Origin of the sequence: Brevibacillus brevis, assembly GCF_001039275.2 — a bacterium.
Classification (GTDB): domain Bacteria; phylum Bacillota; class Bacilli; order Brevibacillales; family Brevibacillaceae; genus Brevibacillus; species Brevibacillus brevis_C.
Genome location: NZ_CP030117.1, coordinates 422,252 through 438,725, shown reverse-complemented (window position 1 = coordinate 438,725; position 16,474 = coordinate 422,252). Strand labels below are relative to the sequence as shown.

The 16,474-nt window shown below is 47.9% G+C and carries 20 protein-coding genes; 7 read left to right on the top strand and 13 right to left on the bottom strand.

Going from position 1 to position 16,474, the window contains the following annotated elements; genetic code table 11:
• Window positions 1-95: 95 nt before the first annotated feature.
• From AB432_RS02505 to AB432_RS02480, 6 genes are all read right to left on the bottom strand, one after another.
• Window positions 96-1,781, bottom strand: coding sequence for a methyl-accepting chemotaxis protein (locus tag AB432_RS02505; protein WP_048036158.1), 1,686 nt, complete (start codon window positions 1,779-1,781; stop codon window positions 96-98).
• Window positions 1,782-1,920: 139 nt separating this feature from the next.
• Entirely contained in the window at window positions 1,921-2,862 is a 942-nt protein-coding gene (locus AB432_RS02500; protein ID WP_235617595.1) for an NAD-dependent epimerase/dehydratase family protein, read from the bottom strand.
• A gap of 89 nt (window positions 2,863-2,951) precedes the next feature.
• A complete protein-coding gene (gene clpP / locus AB432_RS02495; RefSeq protein WP_048036157.1) occupies window positions 2,952-3,533 on the bottom strand; it encodes an ATP-dependent Clp endopeptidase proteolytic subunit ClpP in 582 nt (193 codons plus the stop codon).
• Between the two features lie 35 nt (window positions 3,534-3,568).
• Window positions 3,569-3,826 carry a hypothetical protein gene (locus tag AB432_RS02490; RefSeq protein WP_048036156.1) on the bottom strand — a complete coding sequence of 86 codons (258 nt, stop codon included), beginning with the start codon at window positions 3,824-3,826 and terminating at the stop codon, window positions 3,569-3,571.
• The gene (locus AB432_RS02485; RefSeq protein WP_007726169.1) at window positions 3,823-4,416 is read right to left on the bottom strand and encodes a winged helix-turn-helix domain-containing protein; all 594 of its coding nucleotides are present in this window, start codon (window positions 4,414-4,416) and stop codon (window positions 3,823-3,825) included. The genes AB432_RS02490 and AB432_RS02485 overlap by 4 nt, the downstream gene beginning before the upstream one ends.
• A gap of 151 nt (window positions 4,417-4,567) precedes the next feature.
• A complete protein-coding gene (locus AB432_RS02480; RefSeq protein ID WP_048036155.1) occupies window positions 4,568-5,326 on the bottom strand; it encodes an MBL fold metallo-hydrolase in 759 nt (252 codons plus the stop codon).
• A 118-nt stretch (window positions 5,327-5,444) separates the two neighbouring features.
• Here AB432_RS02480 and AB432_RS02475 point away from each other — a divergent pair, with 118 nt between their 5' ends.
• The 3 genes from AB432_RS02475 to AB432_RS31250 all read left to right on the top strand — a co-directional run bounded on the left by AB432_RS02475 (window position 5,445) and on the right by AB432_RS31250 (window position 6,408).
• Entirely contained in the window at window positions 5,445-5,858 is a 414-nt protein-coding gene (locus AB432_RS02475) for an Lrp/AsnC family transcriptional regulator (protein WP_048036154.1), read from the top strand.
• A 98-nt stretch (window positions 5,859-5,956) separates the two neighbouring features.
• Window positions 5,957-6,247: a hypothetical protein gene (locus AB432_RS02470; RefSeq protein WP_048036153.1), complete on the top strand. Its 291-nt coding sequence runs from the start codon at window positions 5,957-5,959 to the stop codon at window positions 6,245-6,247.
• Window positions 6,248-6,273: 26 nt separating this feature from the next.
• Window positions 6,274-6,408, top strand: coding sequence for a hypothetical protein (locus AB432_RS31250; RefSeq protein WP_007726154.1), 135 nt, complete (start codon window positions 6,274-6,276; stop codon window positions 6,406-6,408).
• A gap of 50 nt (window positions 6,409-6,458) precedes the next feature.
• Here the strand turns inward: AB432_RS31250 and AB432_RS02465 are convergent, their stop codons facing one another.
• Window positions 6,459-6,803, bottom strand: coding sequence for a cupin domain-containing protein (locus tag AB432_RS02465; protein ID WP_048036152.1), 345 nt, complete (start codon window positions 6,801-6,803; stop codon window positions 6,459-6,461).
• 228 nt (window positions 6,804-7,031) lie between these two features.
• Between AB432_RS02465 and AB432_RS02460 the strand changes: the two genes are divergently transcribed.
• The 4 genes from AB432_RS02460 (at window position 7,032) to AB432_RS02445 (ending at window position 12,172) form a co-directional block, all read left to right on the top strand.
• Window positions 7,032-8,195 (top strand): cation:proton antiporter, encoded by a 1,164-nt coding sequence (locus AB432_RS02460; protein WP_048036151.1) that lies wholly within the window; start codon window positions 7,032-7,034, stop codon window positions 8,193-8,195.
• 75 nt (window positions 8,196-8,270) lie between these two features.
• Window positions 8,271-9,425, top strand: coding sequence for a CdaR family transcriptional regulator (locus tag AB432_RS02455; RefSeq protein ID WP_048036150.1), 1,155 nt, complete (start codon window positions 8,271-8,273; stop codon window positions 9,423-9,425).
• 121 nt (window positions 9,426-9,546) lie between these two features.
• On the top strand, window positions 9,547-10,680 hold the full coding sequence (locus AB432_RS02450) for a glycerate kinase (RefSeq protein WP_048036149.1): 1,134 nt from the start codon (window positions 9,547-9,549) through the stop codon (window positions 10,678-10,680).
• A 64-nt stretch (window positions 10,681-10,744) separates the two neighbouring features.
• Window positions 10,745-12,172 (top strand): GntP family permease, encoded by a 1,428-nt coding sequence (locus tag AB432_RS02445; protein WP_201265929.1) that lies wholly within the window; start codon window positions 10,745-10,747, stop codon window positions 12,170-12,172.
• 48 nt (window positions 12,173-12,220) lie between these two features.
• Here AB432_RS02445 and rpmG read toward each other — a convergent pair whose 3' ends face one another.
• The 6 genes from rpmG to AB432_RS02410 form a co-directional block, all read right to left on the bottom strand.
• A complete protein-coding gene (gene rpmG / locus AB432_RS02440) occupies window positions 12,221-12,370 on the bottom strand; it encodes a 50S ribosomal protein L33 (RefSeq protein WP_007726139.1) in 150 nt (49 codons plus the stop codon).
• A gap of 24 nt (window positions 12,371-12,394) precedes the next feature.
• Complete coding sequence (locus tag AB432_RS02435) at window positions 12,395-13,609, bottom strand: GTP-binding protein (protein WP_048036147.1); 1,215 nt, start codon at window positions 13,607-13,609, stop codon at window positions 12,395-12,397.
• A 626-nt stretch (window positions 13,610-14,235) separates the two neighbouring features.
• A complete protein-coding gene (locus AB432_RS02425; protein ID WP_048036145.1) occupies window positions 14,236-14,553 on the bottom strand; it encodes a hypothetical protein in 318 nt (105 codons plus the stop codon).
• A gap of 10 nt (window positions 14,554-14,563) precedes the next feature.
• Window positions 14,564-14,902, bottom strand: a complete 339-nt coding sequence (locus tag AB432_RS02420; protein ID WP_082196073.1) for an EndoU domain-containing protein — start codon at window positions 14,900-14,902, stop codon at window positions 14,564-14,566.
• A gap of 27 nt (window positions 14,903-14,929) precedes the next feature.
• Window positions 14,930-15,223 carry a polymorphic toxin-type HINT domain-containing protein gene (locus AB432_RS31245; protein WP_048036143.1) on the bottom strand — a complete coding sequence of 98 codons (294 nt, stop codon included), beginning with the start codon at window positions 15,221-15,223 and terminating at the stop codon, window positions 14,930-14,932.
• 95 nt (window positions 15,224-15,318) lie between these two features.
• The gene (locus AB432_RS02410; RefSeq protein ID WP_048036142.1) at window positions 15,319-16,275 is read right to left on the bottom strand and encodes a hypothetical protein; all 957 of its coding nucleotides are present in this window, start codon (window positions 16,273-16,275) and stop codon (window positions 15,319-15,321) included.
• Window positions 16,276-16,474 lie beyond the last annotated feature (199 nt).

The following is a 16,474-nucleotide window of genomic DNA, read 5'->3' as shown; positions in this document are numbered from 1 at the left end:
CGGATCTATTTTCAAGCTCGGGATTGTCTTTTCCATCAAAAACACCCCTCGGAATCATTCTGTCGATTCTAAGGGGTGTTCCTTGTGGCAAAGCTTTATACCTTGAAATGGCCTATCAGTTTTTCCAAATCATCCGCGAGACTCGCCAGTGATGCAGCCGAGGAGTATATCTCCTCCATCGAAGCAAGCTGTTCTTCTGTAGCAGACGAGACTTCCACCGAGTGAGAGACAGCCGATTGCGCGACAGTGGCGATCATCTGCATCGATTGTCCGACCTTGCCTGTACTTTCCGTAAGGGTATGTGCAGAAGTCGATACTTCTTGAATCTCATTCGTCACGCCCACAACAGCATCGCGAATTTGAGAGAACGCTTCTCCTGCTCTTGCGACGCCTCCCATTCCATCTGATACTTCTTGAGAGCCTTTTTCCATCGTGAGGACCGCTTCGTTCGTCTCCATCTGGATCGACGCTACCAACTGGGAAATTTCTTGTGCCGATGCAGATGCCTGCTCCGCCAGCTTTCGCACTTCATCCGCCACGACAGCAAAGCCTCTGCCATGCTCGCCAGCCCTCGCCGCTTCGATGGCAGCATTCAATGCCAATAGATTCGTCTGACCTGAAATTTGCGTAATGACTTCCACGATTTGACCGATTTGCTCGGAGCGTTTTCCCAAGCCACCTACCAGTGCAGTCAAATTCTCCATCGTTTCTCCGATCCCGTTCATCTGGGTAACCGACTGCTGGATGGTTCGATCCCCCTCTGTCGCCAGCTCTGAGGTACTGGCAGCCGCAGCAGATACGCTTTGCGCACGTGCCGCAATTTTTTCAATTCCTGCGGATATTTCTTCGACTTCTTGCTGACTCTCTTCTACGTTTTGGGATTGCCTGTCCGTTCCTTCCGTCATTTCCTGGATCGTGATGGCGATCTGTTCCGTAGCTTGGCTCGTTTGCTTCGAGCTCGCTGTCAGTTGTTCAGCCGCGGCTGCAACCTGCTGGGCATGCCCGCGAACCTGAGAAATCAGCTCTCGTAAGTTAGCTAGCATCCGGTTGAATGAGCCTGCCAACTGTCCAATCTCGTCTTTGGAAAAAACGGTCAACTCTTGCGTCAAATCTCCTTTTCCTTCAGCGATATCGTGTAGCTGTTTGTTCACCCGATGCAGGGGTGCCACAATCGAGCGAATCAGAAAACCGCCGACCACAATCGCGACGAGAATTCCCATTGCATTAAAAAACAACTGGATCATGGCCGATATTCCTTCGTTCTCCGCCAGCTCCTGTCTATCTACTTCGATTTCATTACGCACCTCTTCGACCAATCCACTCACAACCGAATCCAATGCTATTCTCGATTGCCGCTCCTTGCCGAAGTGATGAGCGATGGCTTCCTCATGTAGCCCATTATCCTGTGCCTCTACCGCTTTATCACTCGACTCCAGAAAGGACTTGTACAGTCCCATTGCCTCCTCCATTTTTTCACGATGGTGCGAAGACTCTAGAGAACTGTTCATTTTGGCAAACAGGCTGTCCACCTTTGCTGCCTTTCCCTTCAATTCCATCCGAAATTCTTCATCGCCTGTTAACAAGTAGGCTCGCTCGTCATTATTTCGACCTGTCATAATGAACTGCATTTCACGCAGGTCCGTCAATAGTTTTTCGTCTTCGATAATTTTTGTGTAGGATGCCTTCATTGCTAGCATTTCCAGGTGCATATACGTACCTGAACCGAACATGACTGCCAATATGACACCAAAAGCCAGGATGATTTTTGTTCTGATTTTCACAAGGTGAGCCTCCCGTCATCTGATACTCTTGTTCATTCCCGGCTCCTCTTTCCTTCAAACACTTTGATGTGCAAACAAAAACCGCCAGGAGAAGTCCTGACGGTTCCAACAGACTTTACACGAAACTCCGTGCTACATACTAAACACCAAGCTCCGTGAGTAATTTATCCTCTGTTATATAATTATTTTCTTGTAATATGTTCTCAGGAGGATGATCAATCTCCCATGCAATCGTACGTCGCATAGACTCCTCTGCGGTCGTTTGTTCTGTATACCCCAGCTCTTGCCTGATTTTTGCCGTATCCAGTTGAATATGCTGCTTCGTTTCGATCTGCATGACATATTCGGTCGGTAACTCAGTAGACGGAGCTGTAATCACTTTGCCATTCCAACCGTAAACGCTGCCGATTCGCTCAATCCACTCTCGCATCGACAAGCATTGCTCTTCTGCTACGTGATAAATCTGATTCTTTGCTCGATCGTCGGTAGCCACCAGACAAATGGCATGCGCGATGTCTTCTACGTAGCTGCGTGCCCACCGCCAAGAAGCAAAGCCTTCTTCGAGTAAAATAAACGGACGTCCGTCACGCATCCGCTGAAGGTATGGGTAGACGCGATGTTGGTAATCATGAGGGCCATACACCATCGGCAAGCGCAAAATCGTGCCTGGCAAGCTCTGCTGCCCCATCACAACTCGCTCCACGAGTACCTTGTCATAATCTTCACGATCTGGCCTTGCTCCACGGAACGGGTAACGATTCTCACAAAGCGTCGACTCTTCCGTAAGCGGCTCGGTCGTAATCGGACCCGATTCGATCTTGTTTACCCGTCCGAATGCCTGATACACGTCACAGCTACTGATCGCTACGACACGGCCTGCTATATCCTGAAACGTTTCTATCAGCAGGCGGGCATCTGCTTCTGTGTACGGAAACAGATCAATAACGACATCAGGTGCAAAGGAACGAAAAGTCTCCCGATATTCATTCAGGTGGGCACGATCTCCCTTAATAGAGACGACACCTTGTGGAAGAGAAGCAGCACTGGGGTTAAGCCCCCTATATAAATACAGCAACCTCATGACCTGATTCTGCCAAGTGCTTCACTGCATGTGGACCGATAAAACGCGTTCCCCCCAAAAATAGGATCTTCACCCCGGCACCTCCATCTCTACAATTTTTCGATCACTTTATCAATCAAGCCATATTCAAGCGCCTCTGCGGCGGTAAGGAAATAGTCGCGGTCTGCATCTTTTTCGATTTGCTCGACTGTCTTTCCCGTACGCTCCGCGATGATCGTATACAGCATGTTGCGATGTCGTAAAATACGGTCGGCTGCGATCTTGATATCGCTCGCCTGTCCTTGACTGCCTCCCCACGGCTGGTGGAGCATGACTTCTGCATTGGGCAGCGCGTACCGTTTGCCCGACGCTCCTGCGACAAGAAGCATCGCTCCCATGGAAGCTGCCATCCCTGTGCAGATCGTGGACACATCAGGCGCAATGAAACTCATCGTATCGATAATCGCCATCCCTGCTGTGACAGAGCCTCCGGGCGAATTGATATAAAGGTGAATGTCTTTTTTCGGGTCCTCTGCTGCCAGGAACAGTAATTGAGCTACGACTGCATTGGCTACCTGATCATCGATGGCACTGCCGAGAAAAATGATGCGATCCTTCAACAACCGGGAGTAAATGTCATAGGACCTCTCTCCATAACTCGTTTGCTCGACTACTACCGGAATGAGATTCATGAAAAACCCTCCTTCACTTGTTTACACTCGACTTTTTACGCGGCCATACGCATGCTGGTTGCTTGTGGCATTGCCACTGATTTTCTGTTAAATCCAGATGAAACCTGCGTCACCACTGCGGGATTACTCGCCGGACCTACTGACCATGTCTGAACAGCTGCTTCTCTTTCGACTGCAACCCCATTTCCGTTTCGAGCTGGCATGGCAATGACCTGATCAGATTGTGGCTGGATACGATTTTCCCAAACGATTACGGGTTTGGACTTGTTTGACTCCACAGCTTGTGCCTTCATGCCTCGTCTCCTCCTTGTTTTGGATAAACCGCGAGAACCACCTGATATGTCTCTTGTCCCTTTTCTTTTGGCTGATACTTCGCCACAAGCTGATTCACCAGTTGGACGTATTCCTCTACAAAAGCACTGCGCTGTTCCGCACTGGCAAGCTGAATACTCGCATTCAGTGAGGCGCTCGGAACCTCCACCTCTTGATCGGAGCGCTCCAGCAAGAGCATGGCATCCCGCTTGATTCGTTCTGCCGTCTGGACCAGATGAGACAACGATCCTTGATCCTTCATTTGCTGAACGGTATCGTTGCCCCAGTTCAGTCCTTCCGAGAGCACATACGTCCGCGCAATCGCCAAATAAAGCACCTCGACGAGATTGCGCACCTGTCGACTCCCTACCCGTCTGACCAATCCGACCTTTTCCAAGGCCTTCAAGTGATAATTGACACGCTGCGGGATTTCATTGATACCACGTGCGACTTCTGCTGCTGAAGCAGGCTCTGCCAAACGGCTTAATATCTCGGCACGGAGCGGGTTCAATAGCGCCATCGCCTGTTCCGGCTTCTCGACTACATATGTTTCCAGTTGTTCGTGCGCCACAACAACACCTCATGACATTAATCATTTACGTAAAAATAGTTTATTACGTTCGTTTTTGTTTGTCAAATGATGGATAAGCCTTTTTTTCGACAACGACAAAAGCCCCGCTATGACCTGCGGAGCTTTTGTTTTTCATTACGATTCGGTTCGCTTATTGAAATGAGATGGTTTCGCCATCCTGCGGAACATGGACGCGATTGGACAACTGTTTTTCCTGCAAACATTCACTCAATTCCTGGCGGCTGAGCAAGCAATGGTTCCACGTCTCCATGTGGGCAACGAGGATACGGCTGTCGGGCGCGGCATCTGCGACATGGACGATATCCTCCTTCGTCATCGTGATCGGGTCTCCCGTCAAGAACTGGGCCGCACCTGCGAAAACGACGATCACATCAGGACGATACGCTGCAACAGCCTGCTCCACTTCCTCACACCAAATCGTATCCCCCGCCACATACAGCTTCGGCTCACCAGCGCGCTCCAGAACGAAGCCAGATACTGACCCCATCTGCTGTCCAATTTCCCCTGTTCCGTGTTGACCACCTGTCCGATGCAGGTGAACCCCTTGCCATGTATACTCCTCTTCGATGACAATGACTTGTTCGAAGCCATGCTGTACCAGCTTATCCAGATCCGGTGGTTGGCAAAATACAGGCAAATGTTTCGGGAGAAGGCGTATGGCCGCTTCATCGAGATGATCAAAATGGGTATGCGTCACCAAGAGAGCGTCCACGTCAGCGAGTACCTCCTCCACGGATATGGGCAATTCTACTCCTGGATTCGTGCGCTGATTTGGTGTATTTGGTACTGCTGGCATTTCGCCCTTGGAGCTAAACATCGGATCGACCAAAAATGTCAGCCCTGCATATTCCACACGCAAGGTAGCATGTCGTACAAGCTGAATCTGCATGTCATTTCTTCCTTTCCTCGTTATCGTTATAATGGATGTACATTTATTGTATAAGATCGTTAACGGTTGCCGCGAAACGATTGCTGGCTACCGACTTTCGCCGTGAAAGGAGATATACATGCTAGACCAAATTGATCTCTCCATCCTTGCCTTGCTACGCAAAAACAGCCGATTGCAGTGGAAGGACATTGGCGAACAGGTCCATCTAAGCGGTCAAGCCGTCGGAAACCGCATTAGACGAATGGAGGAGCAAGGCATTATTCAAGGCTATACAACTCTCATTGATGAAGCCAAAATCTCCCCGGTCCTCACTGCACTGGTTACCATGTTCATGACCACTACCGATCATTCTCTCTTCACTCGTTTTATCAAAAGTCGCAGCGAGATCGTCGAGGCGCACCGCATCAGCGGTGAAGGCTGCTATACCATGGTGGTACATGTTCCAGATCAAGATGCTCTCAATCATTTTTTAGATGCCCTGCTTCCTTTTGGGAACTACCGTGTCAACCTATCGATTAACAAATTGAAATAGTTGGCAGTTTGGAAATGTATCCGCTCTCATGCTTTTTCAGGATTGCACGATTTTGTGAACAAGAGTAGAATGATGAATACGAAAGGAGGAGAATCGCCATGGAAGATATGCTATTGCTGCTGTTTTCGCTGGAAGATTTCTTCGCCTTGGTCGCGCTTTTTGTAGGATGCTTCACTTCTGCTTATTGTCTCAGACAGTGTTGCCTGCAAAATCGGGCTCTACACCAGAACGTCACCGATACGTACCGACCTTCCATTAACACATTGTTGGTCGAGACTTATCCATTGGCGGCAAGGCAACCGCAGCGCCTTCGCTTATTCAGGCGCATACAGCATACAGATGGCGAAATGGATACATATGGTTCCTTTGTTTTGGATCGCGTAGCGTAACGAAAATCCAAAAGGAGGTTGATCATATGATCGCCAAATACATCGGAGAAGCTTTGTTGTTTGTTGTGGGTCTGCCTATTTTCGCTTATCAAACATTCGAAGGAATGCACGCATTGGCAGATATCTTCGCGCAAATGTCCGATTTTACCAATTTCAAATAAGCTTGACGCATACAAAAGCCTGACCGCTTCTTTTGACGGTCAGGCTTTCTTTAATCTGCTTGGATGCGGTCTCCTCTTGTTGTCGGCTGCGAAATTACCAGAAACTCCACATCCTCTGCTCCCTCGTTTTTCATCTGGTGTTTGACTCCCGGAGGCACTTCTACCCCTTCCTGCCTGCCCAACTCATGATGGACGCCATCCATTTCCAGAATAGCCTGTCCTGATAGCACGAAGAAAAACTGACGCGACCGCTCGTGATAGTGACGCACTTCGGCGGTATTTCCCGGCATCCGCTCATGAATGACGCTGAGCTCTTGGCCTGTGACCAGATGCCAGCCATCGCATTGATCGCCCCAATGATAATGCTCTGCATTCTCTTTGCTGATTTTCACCATACCTGCTCCTCCGGTTTTTGCTCTATCTTCACACGCTGAGGAGCATTTGTCACCAAGTGTTTACTTTTTCTGCCCAGTATGTTAAAATATTTGTGTATTCTAAGTGAATATTTGATTCGTTACTGGAGGAGCCTGTCATCATAGGGTTCTTTTTGTCTTTTTTTAGCCGACAAAAAGGAGTCTGTGATTGCAGGCTCTTTTTTTATTTCGTAAAAAGGGGGAAACCACATGCTTATTTTTCAGCTGGCTGTCATTTTGATCGCCTCCAAAATCGCTGGTGACATCAGTGTGCGGCTGGGACAGCCATCCGTTTTGGGGAAACTGCTCATCGGTATCGTTTTAGGTCCTACCGTTCTCGGGCTGGTCACAGACACAGAAATCCTCAAGGAAATTAGCCAAATCGGGGTTATCCTGCTCATGTTTATCGCGGGCTTGGAGACCGATATTGATGAGTTCAAACGCACCGCCAAGTCTTCAACCAGCGTAGGTGTCGCAGGGATTGTCATGCCACTTGCACTCGGTTATGGTGCCGGGATTGCGATTGGTCTCTCCAACATCGAATCGATCTTCCTGGGCCTGTTGCTCTCTGCTACCAGTGTGAGTATTTCCGTACAAACGTTGAAGGAATTGGGCAAGCTAAAATCAAGAGAAGGCGCAACGATCATGGGAGCCGCTGTTATTGATGACGTTTTGGTCATCTTGGCACTCGCTTTCTTGATGAGCTTTGCTGGCGGTGACGTTAATCTCGGCATGGTGATTTTGAAAAAGGTCGCGTTTTTTGCCATCGTCATCGTTCTCTCCTGGAAGGTTGTCCCTTGGATTTTGAAAAAATTCGCTCCGTTGCAGGTTACAGAATCGGTCATTTCCGCAGCTCTTATCATCTGTTTCCTGTTCGCATATTTTGCTGAATATACAGGGGTTGCTGCTATCATCGGTTCGTACATTGCCGGTGTTGCCATCAGCTTGACCAATTACAAGCAAGAAGTAACGCACAAGGTCGAAACCATCAGCTACGCGGTTTTCGTACCCGTGTTTTTCACCTCGATCGGGGTAACGGCACAGTTCTCTGGCATCTTGGAAAATCTCGGACTGATTGTGCTTCTGAGCGTCATCGCGATTGTTTCCAAGCTCATCGGTGGTGCTTTTGGTGCAAAAATCACAGGCTTCCCGTGGAAAAACTCGATGGCCATCGGTGCTGCCATGGTATCCCGTGGGGAAGTGGCACTCATTATCGCCGCGATTGGTTTGGAGAACAACTTGCTCACTCAAGACATGTTTGCCGTCCTGATTATCGTCGTACTCTTAACCACCATTGTCACTCCGCCAATGATGAAAATGTTCTTCTCGAAAACATCGCAGCCAGAAGAAATGGCATTAAAAAAGAACGCCTAACACAACCAAGACTGTTTCTCGCCATAGACGCGGGGGACAGTCTTTTTTATGATGAACACAAAGGAGATGATGCCGATGAAACTCAACAAATTGCTGGCGGACAAGATCGTCAAACGAACGATGGAAGTCACCCAGCTCAACATCAATGTGATGAATCGAGATGGCATCATTATCAGCTCCAGCAATCCCGAGCGGATTTCGACCATCCATGAAGCTGCACAGCAAGTCATCAAGTCTGGCGAAGAAATCGTCCTGACTACGCAAGAGAGCAAAAAATGGTCTGGAACTCGTCCTGGTATCAACATGCCGATTTTTTTTGAGCAGGAGATTGTCGGAGTGATAGGTATTTCAGGGTCCCCCAGAGAGGTCGTCCCTTTTGGAAAAGCCGTGCGAATGATGACGGAAATGATGCTTCAGCAAGCGTACCTGACAGAGCAGATGGCACTGGAAGAACGCTCTCTCAACTTTTTGGTGCAGGACTTAATCTCCGGAACACTTGATTCCTCACCGGAAGTTGTGCAATCCCGAGGGAAATTGCTAGGACTCGATTTAAGCGGTCCACGCTCTATCGTCATCGTTCAGAAAGAGGGCCAGGACGATTGGTCAGTGAGATCTTCTTCGTCCAGACAATGGCAATCAAAAATGGCAGCCTGTTTTCAATACGCTGATCAAGTCTGTATCTCAGCCGTGAACTATAATCGCTGGATCATTGTCACCGATTTGCGCAATCGATACGGAACGCAAAAAGTGAAGCAATACTTGTATGAATGTGCCGGGAAGCTATCCTCACTCTTCCATTCTCTGGGTCAAGAAAAGCTCTTCGTCACAATGGGTCACGGCTATGCCGATCTCTCCTATATGCAGCAGTCTTTTCAGGAAGCGCAACAAACGCTAATCGTATTAGAACGCTTTCCCGAAAAAGGGTCGATCTGCCATTATGACGATGCAGCCCTGGAGATTCTGCTGCTGGAGACCAGAGAAGAATCTCGGCAGCGCGTGATCAGAGAAGTATTAGGGCCCCTCGTCAAGCACCATGAGCTTATCGAGACGTTACAGGTCCTTTTTTCGTCGGATCATAACCTGACCCTTGCATCCCAACGTCTGAATATTCACCGCAACACCCTGCTCTACAGACTGGAAAGAATCGAACGAATATCCGGTTTACATCCCCGTCATTTTGCCGACGCCTTCAAAATGAAGCTGGCGCTGGAATTGCTTCGCTTTCATTGACTAGACAATGTATACAAAAAAGAATATTTTTCGACACGATCCTTTGTATCGTTTGCTAAATGCTTCGGGAAAGCTCTTTTTGTATAGTGAATCATAATTAAGCAGCAGGAGGAACACCGTCATGAAAATCGTTATTGCTCCCGACTCCTTTAAAGGAAGCCTGACTGCCAAACAAGTAGGTGAAGCCATTCGCTCCGGGGTCCATCGCGTGCTCCCTCATAGTGAGCTCATCGTGAAACCAATGGCTGATGGCGGAGAAGGTACCATGCAATGCCTGGTCGATGCCACAAACGGCAGAATACTGACCACCACTGTAAAAAACCCGCTCGGCGAGGACATTTCTGCTGAATTCGGCATCTTGGGTGACGGTGTTACCTGTGTAATCGAATTGGCTGCTGCATCTGGTCTTTATTTGATCTCTACCGCAGAACGCAACCCGCTTGTCACGACCACCTATGGCTTTGGTCAATTGATTACGGCTGGACTCGATCAGGGCTGCCGCAAATTTATTCTAGGACTTGGTGGAAGCGCTACCAATGACGGCGGTGCTGGCATGCTCCAGGCTCTTGGATACACGCTACTCGATCAAGACGATCTGCCACTCTCTTTTGGAGGAGGTGAATTATCACGACTGAGCCGCATTGATACGAGTCAGGTTGATAAGCGGCTAGCTGACTGTCATTTCGTCATCGCGTGTGATGTCACCAATCCTTTTGTTGGACCCAATGGCGCTTCTCATGTTTTCGGCCCGCAAAAAGGAGCCACGCCGGAAATGGTGCTGCAATTGGATGATTCTTTGCGCCATTTCGCTGACTTGATCAAAAAGACCCGTGACTTCGCCATTCACGATTTGCCTGGGACAGGTGCTGCCGGCGGTGTCGCTGGTGCCCTTCTCGCTTTTCTGAATGGACAGCTCCGTTCCGGGATTGATTTTGTGATTGAGACGAACGGACTCGCAGAAGCCATGGACAAAGCTAGTCTTGTTATCACGGGTGAGGGACAAGTCGACTTTCAGACGGCCCAGGGAAAGACACCATGTGGAGTTGCCCAAGTTGCCCAACGATATGGCATTCCTGTCATTGTCCTCGCTGGTTCCATTGGAGAAGGCATCGACGCCCTTTATGAAAAAGGTGTTTCTGCCGTTGTCAGCATTACCAACAGACCGATGACGCTGGATCAATCGATGCGCGAAGCCGCCTCGCTCCTGGAGCAGACAGCCGAGCAGGTCATGCGTATCTATAGCATGAAAATCTGATCGTCCACTTACTTTTAAAGGAGGTACGTCATGTATGAGTCCTGAAGTCGTACAGCTAGGTCCGATTATTTTACTTCTCCTCGTTATCAGCATTGTATTAATCGTGTACGCCACTGCGAAATGGAAGCTCCATCCGTTCTTATCCATCATTTCTAGTACGTATATTTTTGCTTTGCTCACCAACCTTACCGGCACGCTCAACGGCATCAACAAGCCTTTGATTGCCGATATCGGAAAAGAAATCGCAGGTGGCTTCGGTGGAATCATCACTTCCATCGGACTCGTCATCATTTTCGGTACGCTGATCGGAAAAATTCTGGAAAACTCTGGTGCCGCCGTCAAAATGGCAGAGGTCGTACTGCGCCTGCTCGGTGATCGACATCCTGCGATTGCGATGAGCATCATCGGCTGGATCGTCTCCATCCCTGTTTTTTGTGACTCGGGCTACGTCATTTTGTCTTCGTTAAAAAAGTCTTTAGCCAAACGCACGGGTGTCAGTGTTGTCACATTGGGAGTCGCCCTCTCTACAGGACTCTATGCTACGCACACGCTGGTACCTCCTACGCCTGGCCCAATTGCAGCGGCGACCAACGTAGGCATTGGACCCGAAGGCTTGATTTGGGTCATTGTCGTAGGTCTGATCGTCTCTATCCCTGTCGCTCTTGCAGGGCATATATGGGCGCGAAAAGTCGCAGACAAACTCCCAGCCGACCTCGATGAGGCAGTAGAAACCTTTGAAGAATACAAAGCTCGTTTTGGTAAGCTTCCCTCCGGTTTTGCTTCTTTTGCACCTATTCTTATTCCGATTCTGCTCATGGCAATTGGCTCTGTTGCCAACTTCCCGGTAGGGGGTGGTGCCGAGGACCAAAAGATTTTGCTGACTAGCGGCTTCACGCATACACTGCTCTCTTTCTTGGGTGCCCCTGTTAATGCGTTGTTTATCGGCCTTTTGTTTGCAATATTCGGATTACTACCAAAACGAAATGAAGAAACGTTGACCAACTGGATGAGTGCCGGGCTATTAGATTCAGCCATTATCATCATGATTACCGGTGCTGGTGGTGCTTTGGGTGCAATCATCAAAGCGACTCCGATCGCTGACTATGTCAAATCGTTACTGGATGGCAACGCAGCGATGGTTGGGGTCGGTGGCTTGATCGTGATTTTCCTGATCGCTGCCGTTATCAAAACAGCACAAGGCAGCTCGACTGCCTCTCTCGTCATCACCTCCACCATTGTCATGCCGCTCTTGCCTTCGCTTGGGCTGGACGCTATGCTGGGGACTGTTCCGATCGGGCAAATCCTGACGGTCATGGCAATTGGCAGCGGCGCAATGGTCGTCAGTCATGTGAACGACTCTTATTTCTGGGTCGTGTCTCAGTTCTCTAAAATGAGCCTCACCACCGCGTATCGTGCTCAGACATTGGCGACACTCGTGGAAGGTATTACGGGAATTGTTGTGGTAGCAATCTTGGCACTGATTCTTTTGTAAAAAGCAAGCTCTCCCTTGATCCTGAATCAAAGGGAGAGCTTTGTCATGTCACTTCGTCTCGCGGTGCAGGGTATAACGCTTCAGACGGGGGGAATATTTTTTCAGTTCCAAACGTTCCGGATGATTTCGCTTGTTTTTAGAGGTGATGTAGTTCCGATCTCCGGTTTCCGTGCATTGCAGGGTAACGTTCACGCGCATAGATGTCAGCCTCCTCTTTTTTGGTTATACTGTCGTCTCGATAACCGCATCTGATGTCGGGAGTGGATCGGGCAGCTTACTCCGGTCCGCCTCGTATTCCTCATCGTTCAGGAGACATGCATTGAGACGCTTCACGATTTGCTCCTGGTTTAGATCGATCCCGATAAAGACGAGCTCTGTCGTTCGATCCCCATGTACAGGATGCCATGTTTGCTGCCAGTCCGGCTCCTCTGCCAGAATGGCTTGTTGCTCTTCTGCCGATAACGCTGCCGTCCAATAGCCTGCCGTTCCGATCTCGATGGATGGCCCCGCCTGACTGAGTGACATCGCCACGTCATTTCGTGTCGCCAACCAGAAAAAGCCCTTGGCTCGCACGACTTCCTCTGGCCAATCCTCCAACCACTTTTCAAACCGAGCTGGATGAAAGGGCCTGCGACCGCGATAAACGAAGGAGGAAATTCCGTATTCGTCTGTCTCAGGTGTATGCACTTCCTTTTGCAGCTCAGCAATCCATCCCGCTGATTGACTGGCAGTCTCGAAGTCGAACAGATAGGTATTCAAAATTTCTTTCGGGTCTACCTGCCCACGGACAGCGCGGATAAAGCGAGCATTTGGCTGTAGCTTGCGCAGAACGGCTTCCAGTTGTATCAAATCGTCAGGAGCGACACGATCACATTTGTTCAGGATCAACACATCACAGAATTCAATCTGGTCGATCAAAAGATCGGCGACCTCCCGGGTATCCTCTTCACCAACTGCCTGCCCTCTGTCCAAAAGGTTTTCGCCGGACGAAAAGTCATGCCAGAAACGGTACGCATCCACTACGGTCACCATCGTGTCCAAGCGGCACAACGACGATAAATGGATGCCATTTTCTTCGTCTACGTATGTGAAAGTCTGGGCGACGGGAACCGGCTCGCCTACTCCCGTCGATTCAATCAGTATGTAGTCATACCGTCCTTCCAAGGCCAGACGCTCTACCTCCGTCAGCAAATCCTCTCGCAAGGTGCAGCAAATGCAGCCATTCGACAACTCCACGACCTTTTCGTCCACGCGTGAAAGACCACTGCCTGAGTGAATAAGAGAGGCGTCTACGTTTACTTCGCTCAAGTCGTTGACGATCACGGCGACTCGTAGCCCGTCCCGATTGTTTAGGACGTGGTTCAGCAGTGTGGTTTTGCCTGCTCCCAGGTACCCGCTCAGAACTGTGACGGGGATTTTATTTTCGTTTTTGTTCATGGTGGGTTCTCCTTTTTGACTAATATAAAACGAAATGATTACGATTTGTTTGTTATCATAGCGCACTAGAATGACCAAAGTCAATATAAAACGTAATTATTACGATTTGAACAAAATGAAAAATCCTTGAAAGGAATCCTTCCAAGGCATCATTCAAACTACTCCCATACAACTCATTGTAATTGGCACTAACATTAAAGTAGCATTCAAGAAAGTACTGAAACGTACTGTATTTCTCCATTATATCCCTCTCTTTATTTGACAGCTGGAAATGCCGTTAGTACCTTCAAACCCCACTCTTGAGATAAGTCCCTAACTAGTCAATACACTTCTACACTTATTTATACATACCAAAATACTCATCCGAAAACTCACCGTCAATTGTATACGCAATATCATAGTAGTACTGTTAAATCTGTGTCTTTCGATGAAGCAATTCAAGGCAAACTCCAAAAAATGGATATATTCTATCGTGGTTATTCATAAATACCTGAGTACACTTATAGCATATACTAAAATCTTTTAGTTTCATGTTATTTGGTATTCTTCTAGTATTTTGATCGACTTAATTCTTACTTCTGCAAAAAAAAGACCTTGATAGAGGATAATCCATCAAGGTCCGCACACTAACAACTCTTATCTTCCAGTACTTTTTCTGCATATTGAATATCTAGCTCAATATCAATATTCGGGTACTTCTTTTGGATAGATCGTAGAAAACGTATAAATGAACTACTTTGGAGATACAAAGATATATCTTCAAAGATTTCACTTAGCCAAAATATTTCTTCTTCAGAGCATTGCTCTAGAACATCCATAACAAACTGTTCATTTCTAGAAAAAATTTCTGTAAGCTCACCCCAACATTCTACGATTCTTGGATCATCCGGATGAAGGGATGTTCTTTTTTCGATGATTTTTTTAATCATATCTAGTTCTTTCAATAAAATCACCTCATGGTTGACTACTGTTATCTGGGGTTACTGTACCAATTGAGCCGTTGTTTTTGATAACACCAACACGAACACCTTTATATTCTGCAAACATCCAAACCCCATCCTCTTTATTACTGTTTGTCGGGATATTTGCTACATATTCTGCAGCATTCTTAATATCATCTCTAGTCCAGCTTTGTGGAAACCAGGCTTGGCCAGTCCCTGATCTTTTATTCGCGTTTTTATGGCTTGGAATATTCCCGATTCTCACTCCATTCGAATATTCCCTAACTATATTGAATTCAATATTATTAGCAATTAAATCGTCTATATTTTCTTGTCCATGTCGCCCATTAATTAATCGGTTAGTGGTGGTAAAATCACCCTAGGAGGCATGTGCCAATCTCTCAGGTGTAATGGTAATGCATGCGGTATTATGAACCCATACTCCCCACCCACTTACAAAGTAAGTATGGAAATCAGCAACTGTAAAATTGTAAACCTTAACCTTCTTGTCATGCTGAACAACCTTGATGGAGTCTATCATCAGGTTATTGGACATTGACTCATACATGACAAACAGCAAACAGTAATACTCCTCTTCTGTTATCCCATCAGGGAAAGCCCTCTTGACCATGTTGTACATGCTTTCTAAATGTGTCGGTAGCGCATGACTCATGTTTGTACCTCCTTGGAGACTGGGTTCTTCCGCTAGGCTACTACAAAAAAATCAGCCAGATTTCACTCTGACTGATTTCCTCCACGCCTGCTCCACTATTGTTTTTTCGCCTTATTCATCCCAATCGCTTCACCATAAGCCCCAATGACTGGCTGGTACGCCTGACGATCATTCAATTTCCCCTGCTCGACGACTGGCTGCGGGCGATTTTCTTTCCACGTAAGCTGACTGTACACATGACCTGTTGCAGTCGGCATTGTAACGAGGATGTCTTTCACTTGATCAGCATTGCCATCCGTGATGGCGAGCTTCGGAAGAATACCGCTGTCGCGTTTTCCTACAGAGATAAACGTCTGTTGATTATCCTTCCCTTCGCGAACCACGACGCGCAAGTTATGGGCCGTCTGATTCATCGATACGCCCATCTTATCACCTACGAGTAAAATAAGATCCTTGATGTTGTCTCCGGTCACGTCTGCATACTTCGTATCAAGGACAAAGGTACTATCGCTGCCCATACTGAATCCGCTATTGATCGTCACATCTGGTGACGGCATATTGTCCCAGTCTGCTTTTTGAACCGTTACCTGTAAAAGCTGCGGCTGTTTATTGACGATGTTCCACACACTGATCGCCACTGCCAAACGATCCTCCGTATTCAGCCCATGCAAGGTTTGCTTGCCCATATAACGCAGGTTGCCCTTGGCATCCCGGAATGGTACCAGCTCTACCAGCTTTTGCGTATATCCATTGGTTGCCTTTTGCAGCTTTCCATTGGCATGATAAATTCCTTGCTTCACGTACGTAGCCTTATTGTCCGATATATCTACTGTACTCGTCGCTTTTGTTTTTGTATTCGTTACTTTTGCCACAAATCCATCGGCAAATTGTATGGTGAACGGGATATTTTGCTCTGGTTGCAATAAGACTACCGGCGCGTACGCTTGCGATTGGGTGCCGCTCGCTTGAACCGAGTCAGCCCCAACGCCCGAAGCCATGAGAACCGCACCGCTGCAAAGAACTGCCGCCATCGTTTTGTGCCATGCTTTCATCCTATTCTCCTCCTTCGTATAGATAACATCCAACTCCTATCCTACATTTTTAAACGAATTTGCTAGGTCAATTGTTGCTAGTAAAATGTTCCCTGTTCTCTCGCACTTTTTTCCTGTATAAGGGAGCTTAGAACATGTTCGCTTGTTCTTGAAAAGCTCGAAAACGGGTTTTTTTACCGTTTTGCAACAATTTTGCGGG

Bases quoted from the DNA above. Each gene is read 5' to 3' on its own strand.
- AB432_RS02475 (WP_048036154.1), top strand. From the start codon at position 5,445: ATGCTAGACCAAATTGATCTCTCCATCCTTGCCTTGCTACGCAAAAAC.
- AB432_RS02455 (WP_048036150.1), top strand. From the start codon at position 8,271: ATGAAACTCAACAAATTGCTGGCGGACAAGATCGTCAAACGAACGATG.
- AB432_RS31250 (WP_007726154.1), top strand. From the start codon at position 6,274: ATGATCGCCAAATACATCGGAGAAGCTTTGTTGTTTGTTGTGGGTCTG.
- AB432_RS02460 (WP_048036151.1), top strand. From the start codon at position 7,032: ATGCTTATTTTTCAGCTGGCTGTCATTTTGATCGCCTCCAAAATCGCT.
- clpP (WP_048036157.1), bottom strand. From the start codon at position 3,533: ATGAATCTCATTCCGGTAGTAGTCGAGCAAACGAGTTATGGAGAGAGG.
- AB432_RS02410 (WP_048036142.1), bottom strand. From the start codon at position 16,275: ATGAAAGCATGGCACAAAACGATGGCGGCAGTTCTTTGCAGCGGTGCG.
- AB432_RS02500 (WP_235617595.1), bottom strand. From the start codon at position 2,862: ATGAGGTTGCTGTATTTATATAGGGGGCTTAACCCCAGTGCTGCTTCT.
- AB432_RS02435 (WP_048036147.1), bottom strand. From the start codon at position 13,609: ATGAACAAAAACGAAAATAAAATCCCCGTCACAGTTCTGAGCGGGTAC.
- AB432_RS02450 (WP_048036149.1), top strand. From the start codon at position 9,547: ATGAAAATCGTTATTGCTCCCGACTCCTTTAAAGGAAGCCTGACTGCC.
- rpmG (WP_007726139.1), bottom strand. From the start codon at position 12,370: ATGCGCGTGAACGTTACCCTGCAATGCACGGAAACCGGAGATCGGAAC.
- AB432_RS02470 (WP_048036153.1), top strand. From the start codon at position 5,957: ATGGAAGATATGCTATTGCTGCTGTTTTCGCTGGAAGATTTCTTCGCC.
- AB432_RS31245 (WP_048036143.1), bottom strand. From the start codon at position 15,223: ATGAGTCATGCGCTACCGACACATTTAGAAAGCATGTACAACATGGTC.
- AB432_RS02465 (WP_048036152.1), bottom strand. From the start codon at position 6,803: ATGGTGAAAATCAGCAAAGAGAATGCAGAGCATTATCATTGGGGCGAT.
- AB432_RS02490 (WP_048036156.1), bottom strand. From the start codon at position 3,826: ATGAAGGCACAAGCTGTGGAGTCAAACAAGTCCAAACCCGTAATCGTT.
- AB432_RS02480 (WP_048036155.1), bottom strand. From the start codon at position 5,326: ATGCAGATTCAGCTTGTACGACATGCTACCTTGCGTGTGGAATATGCA.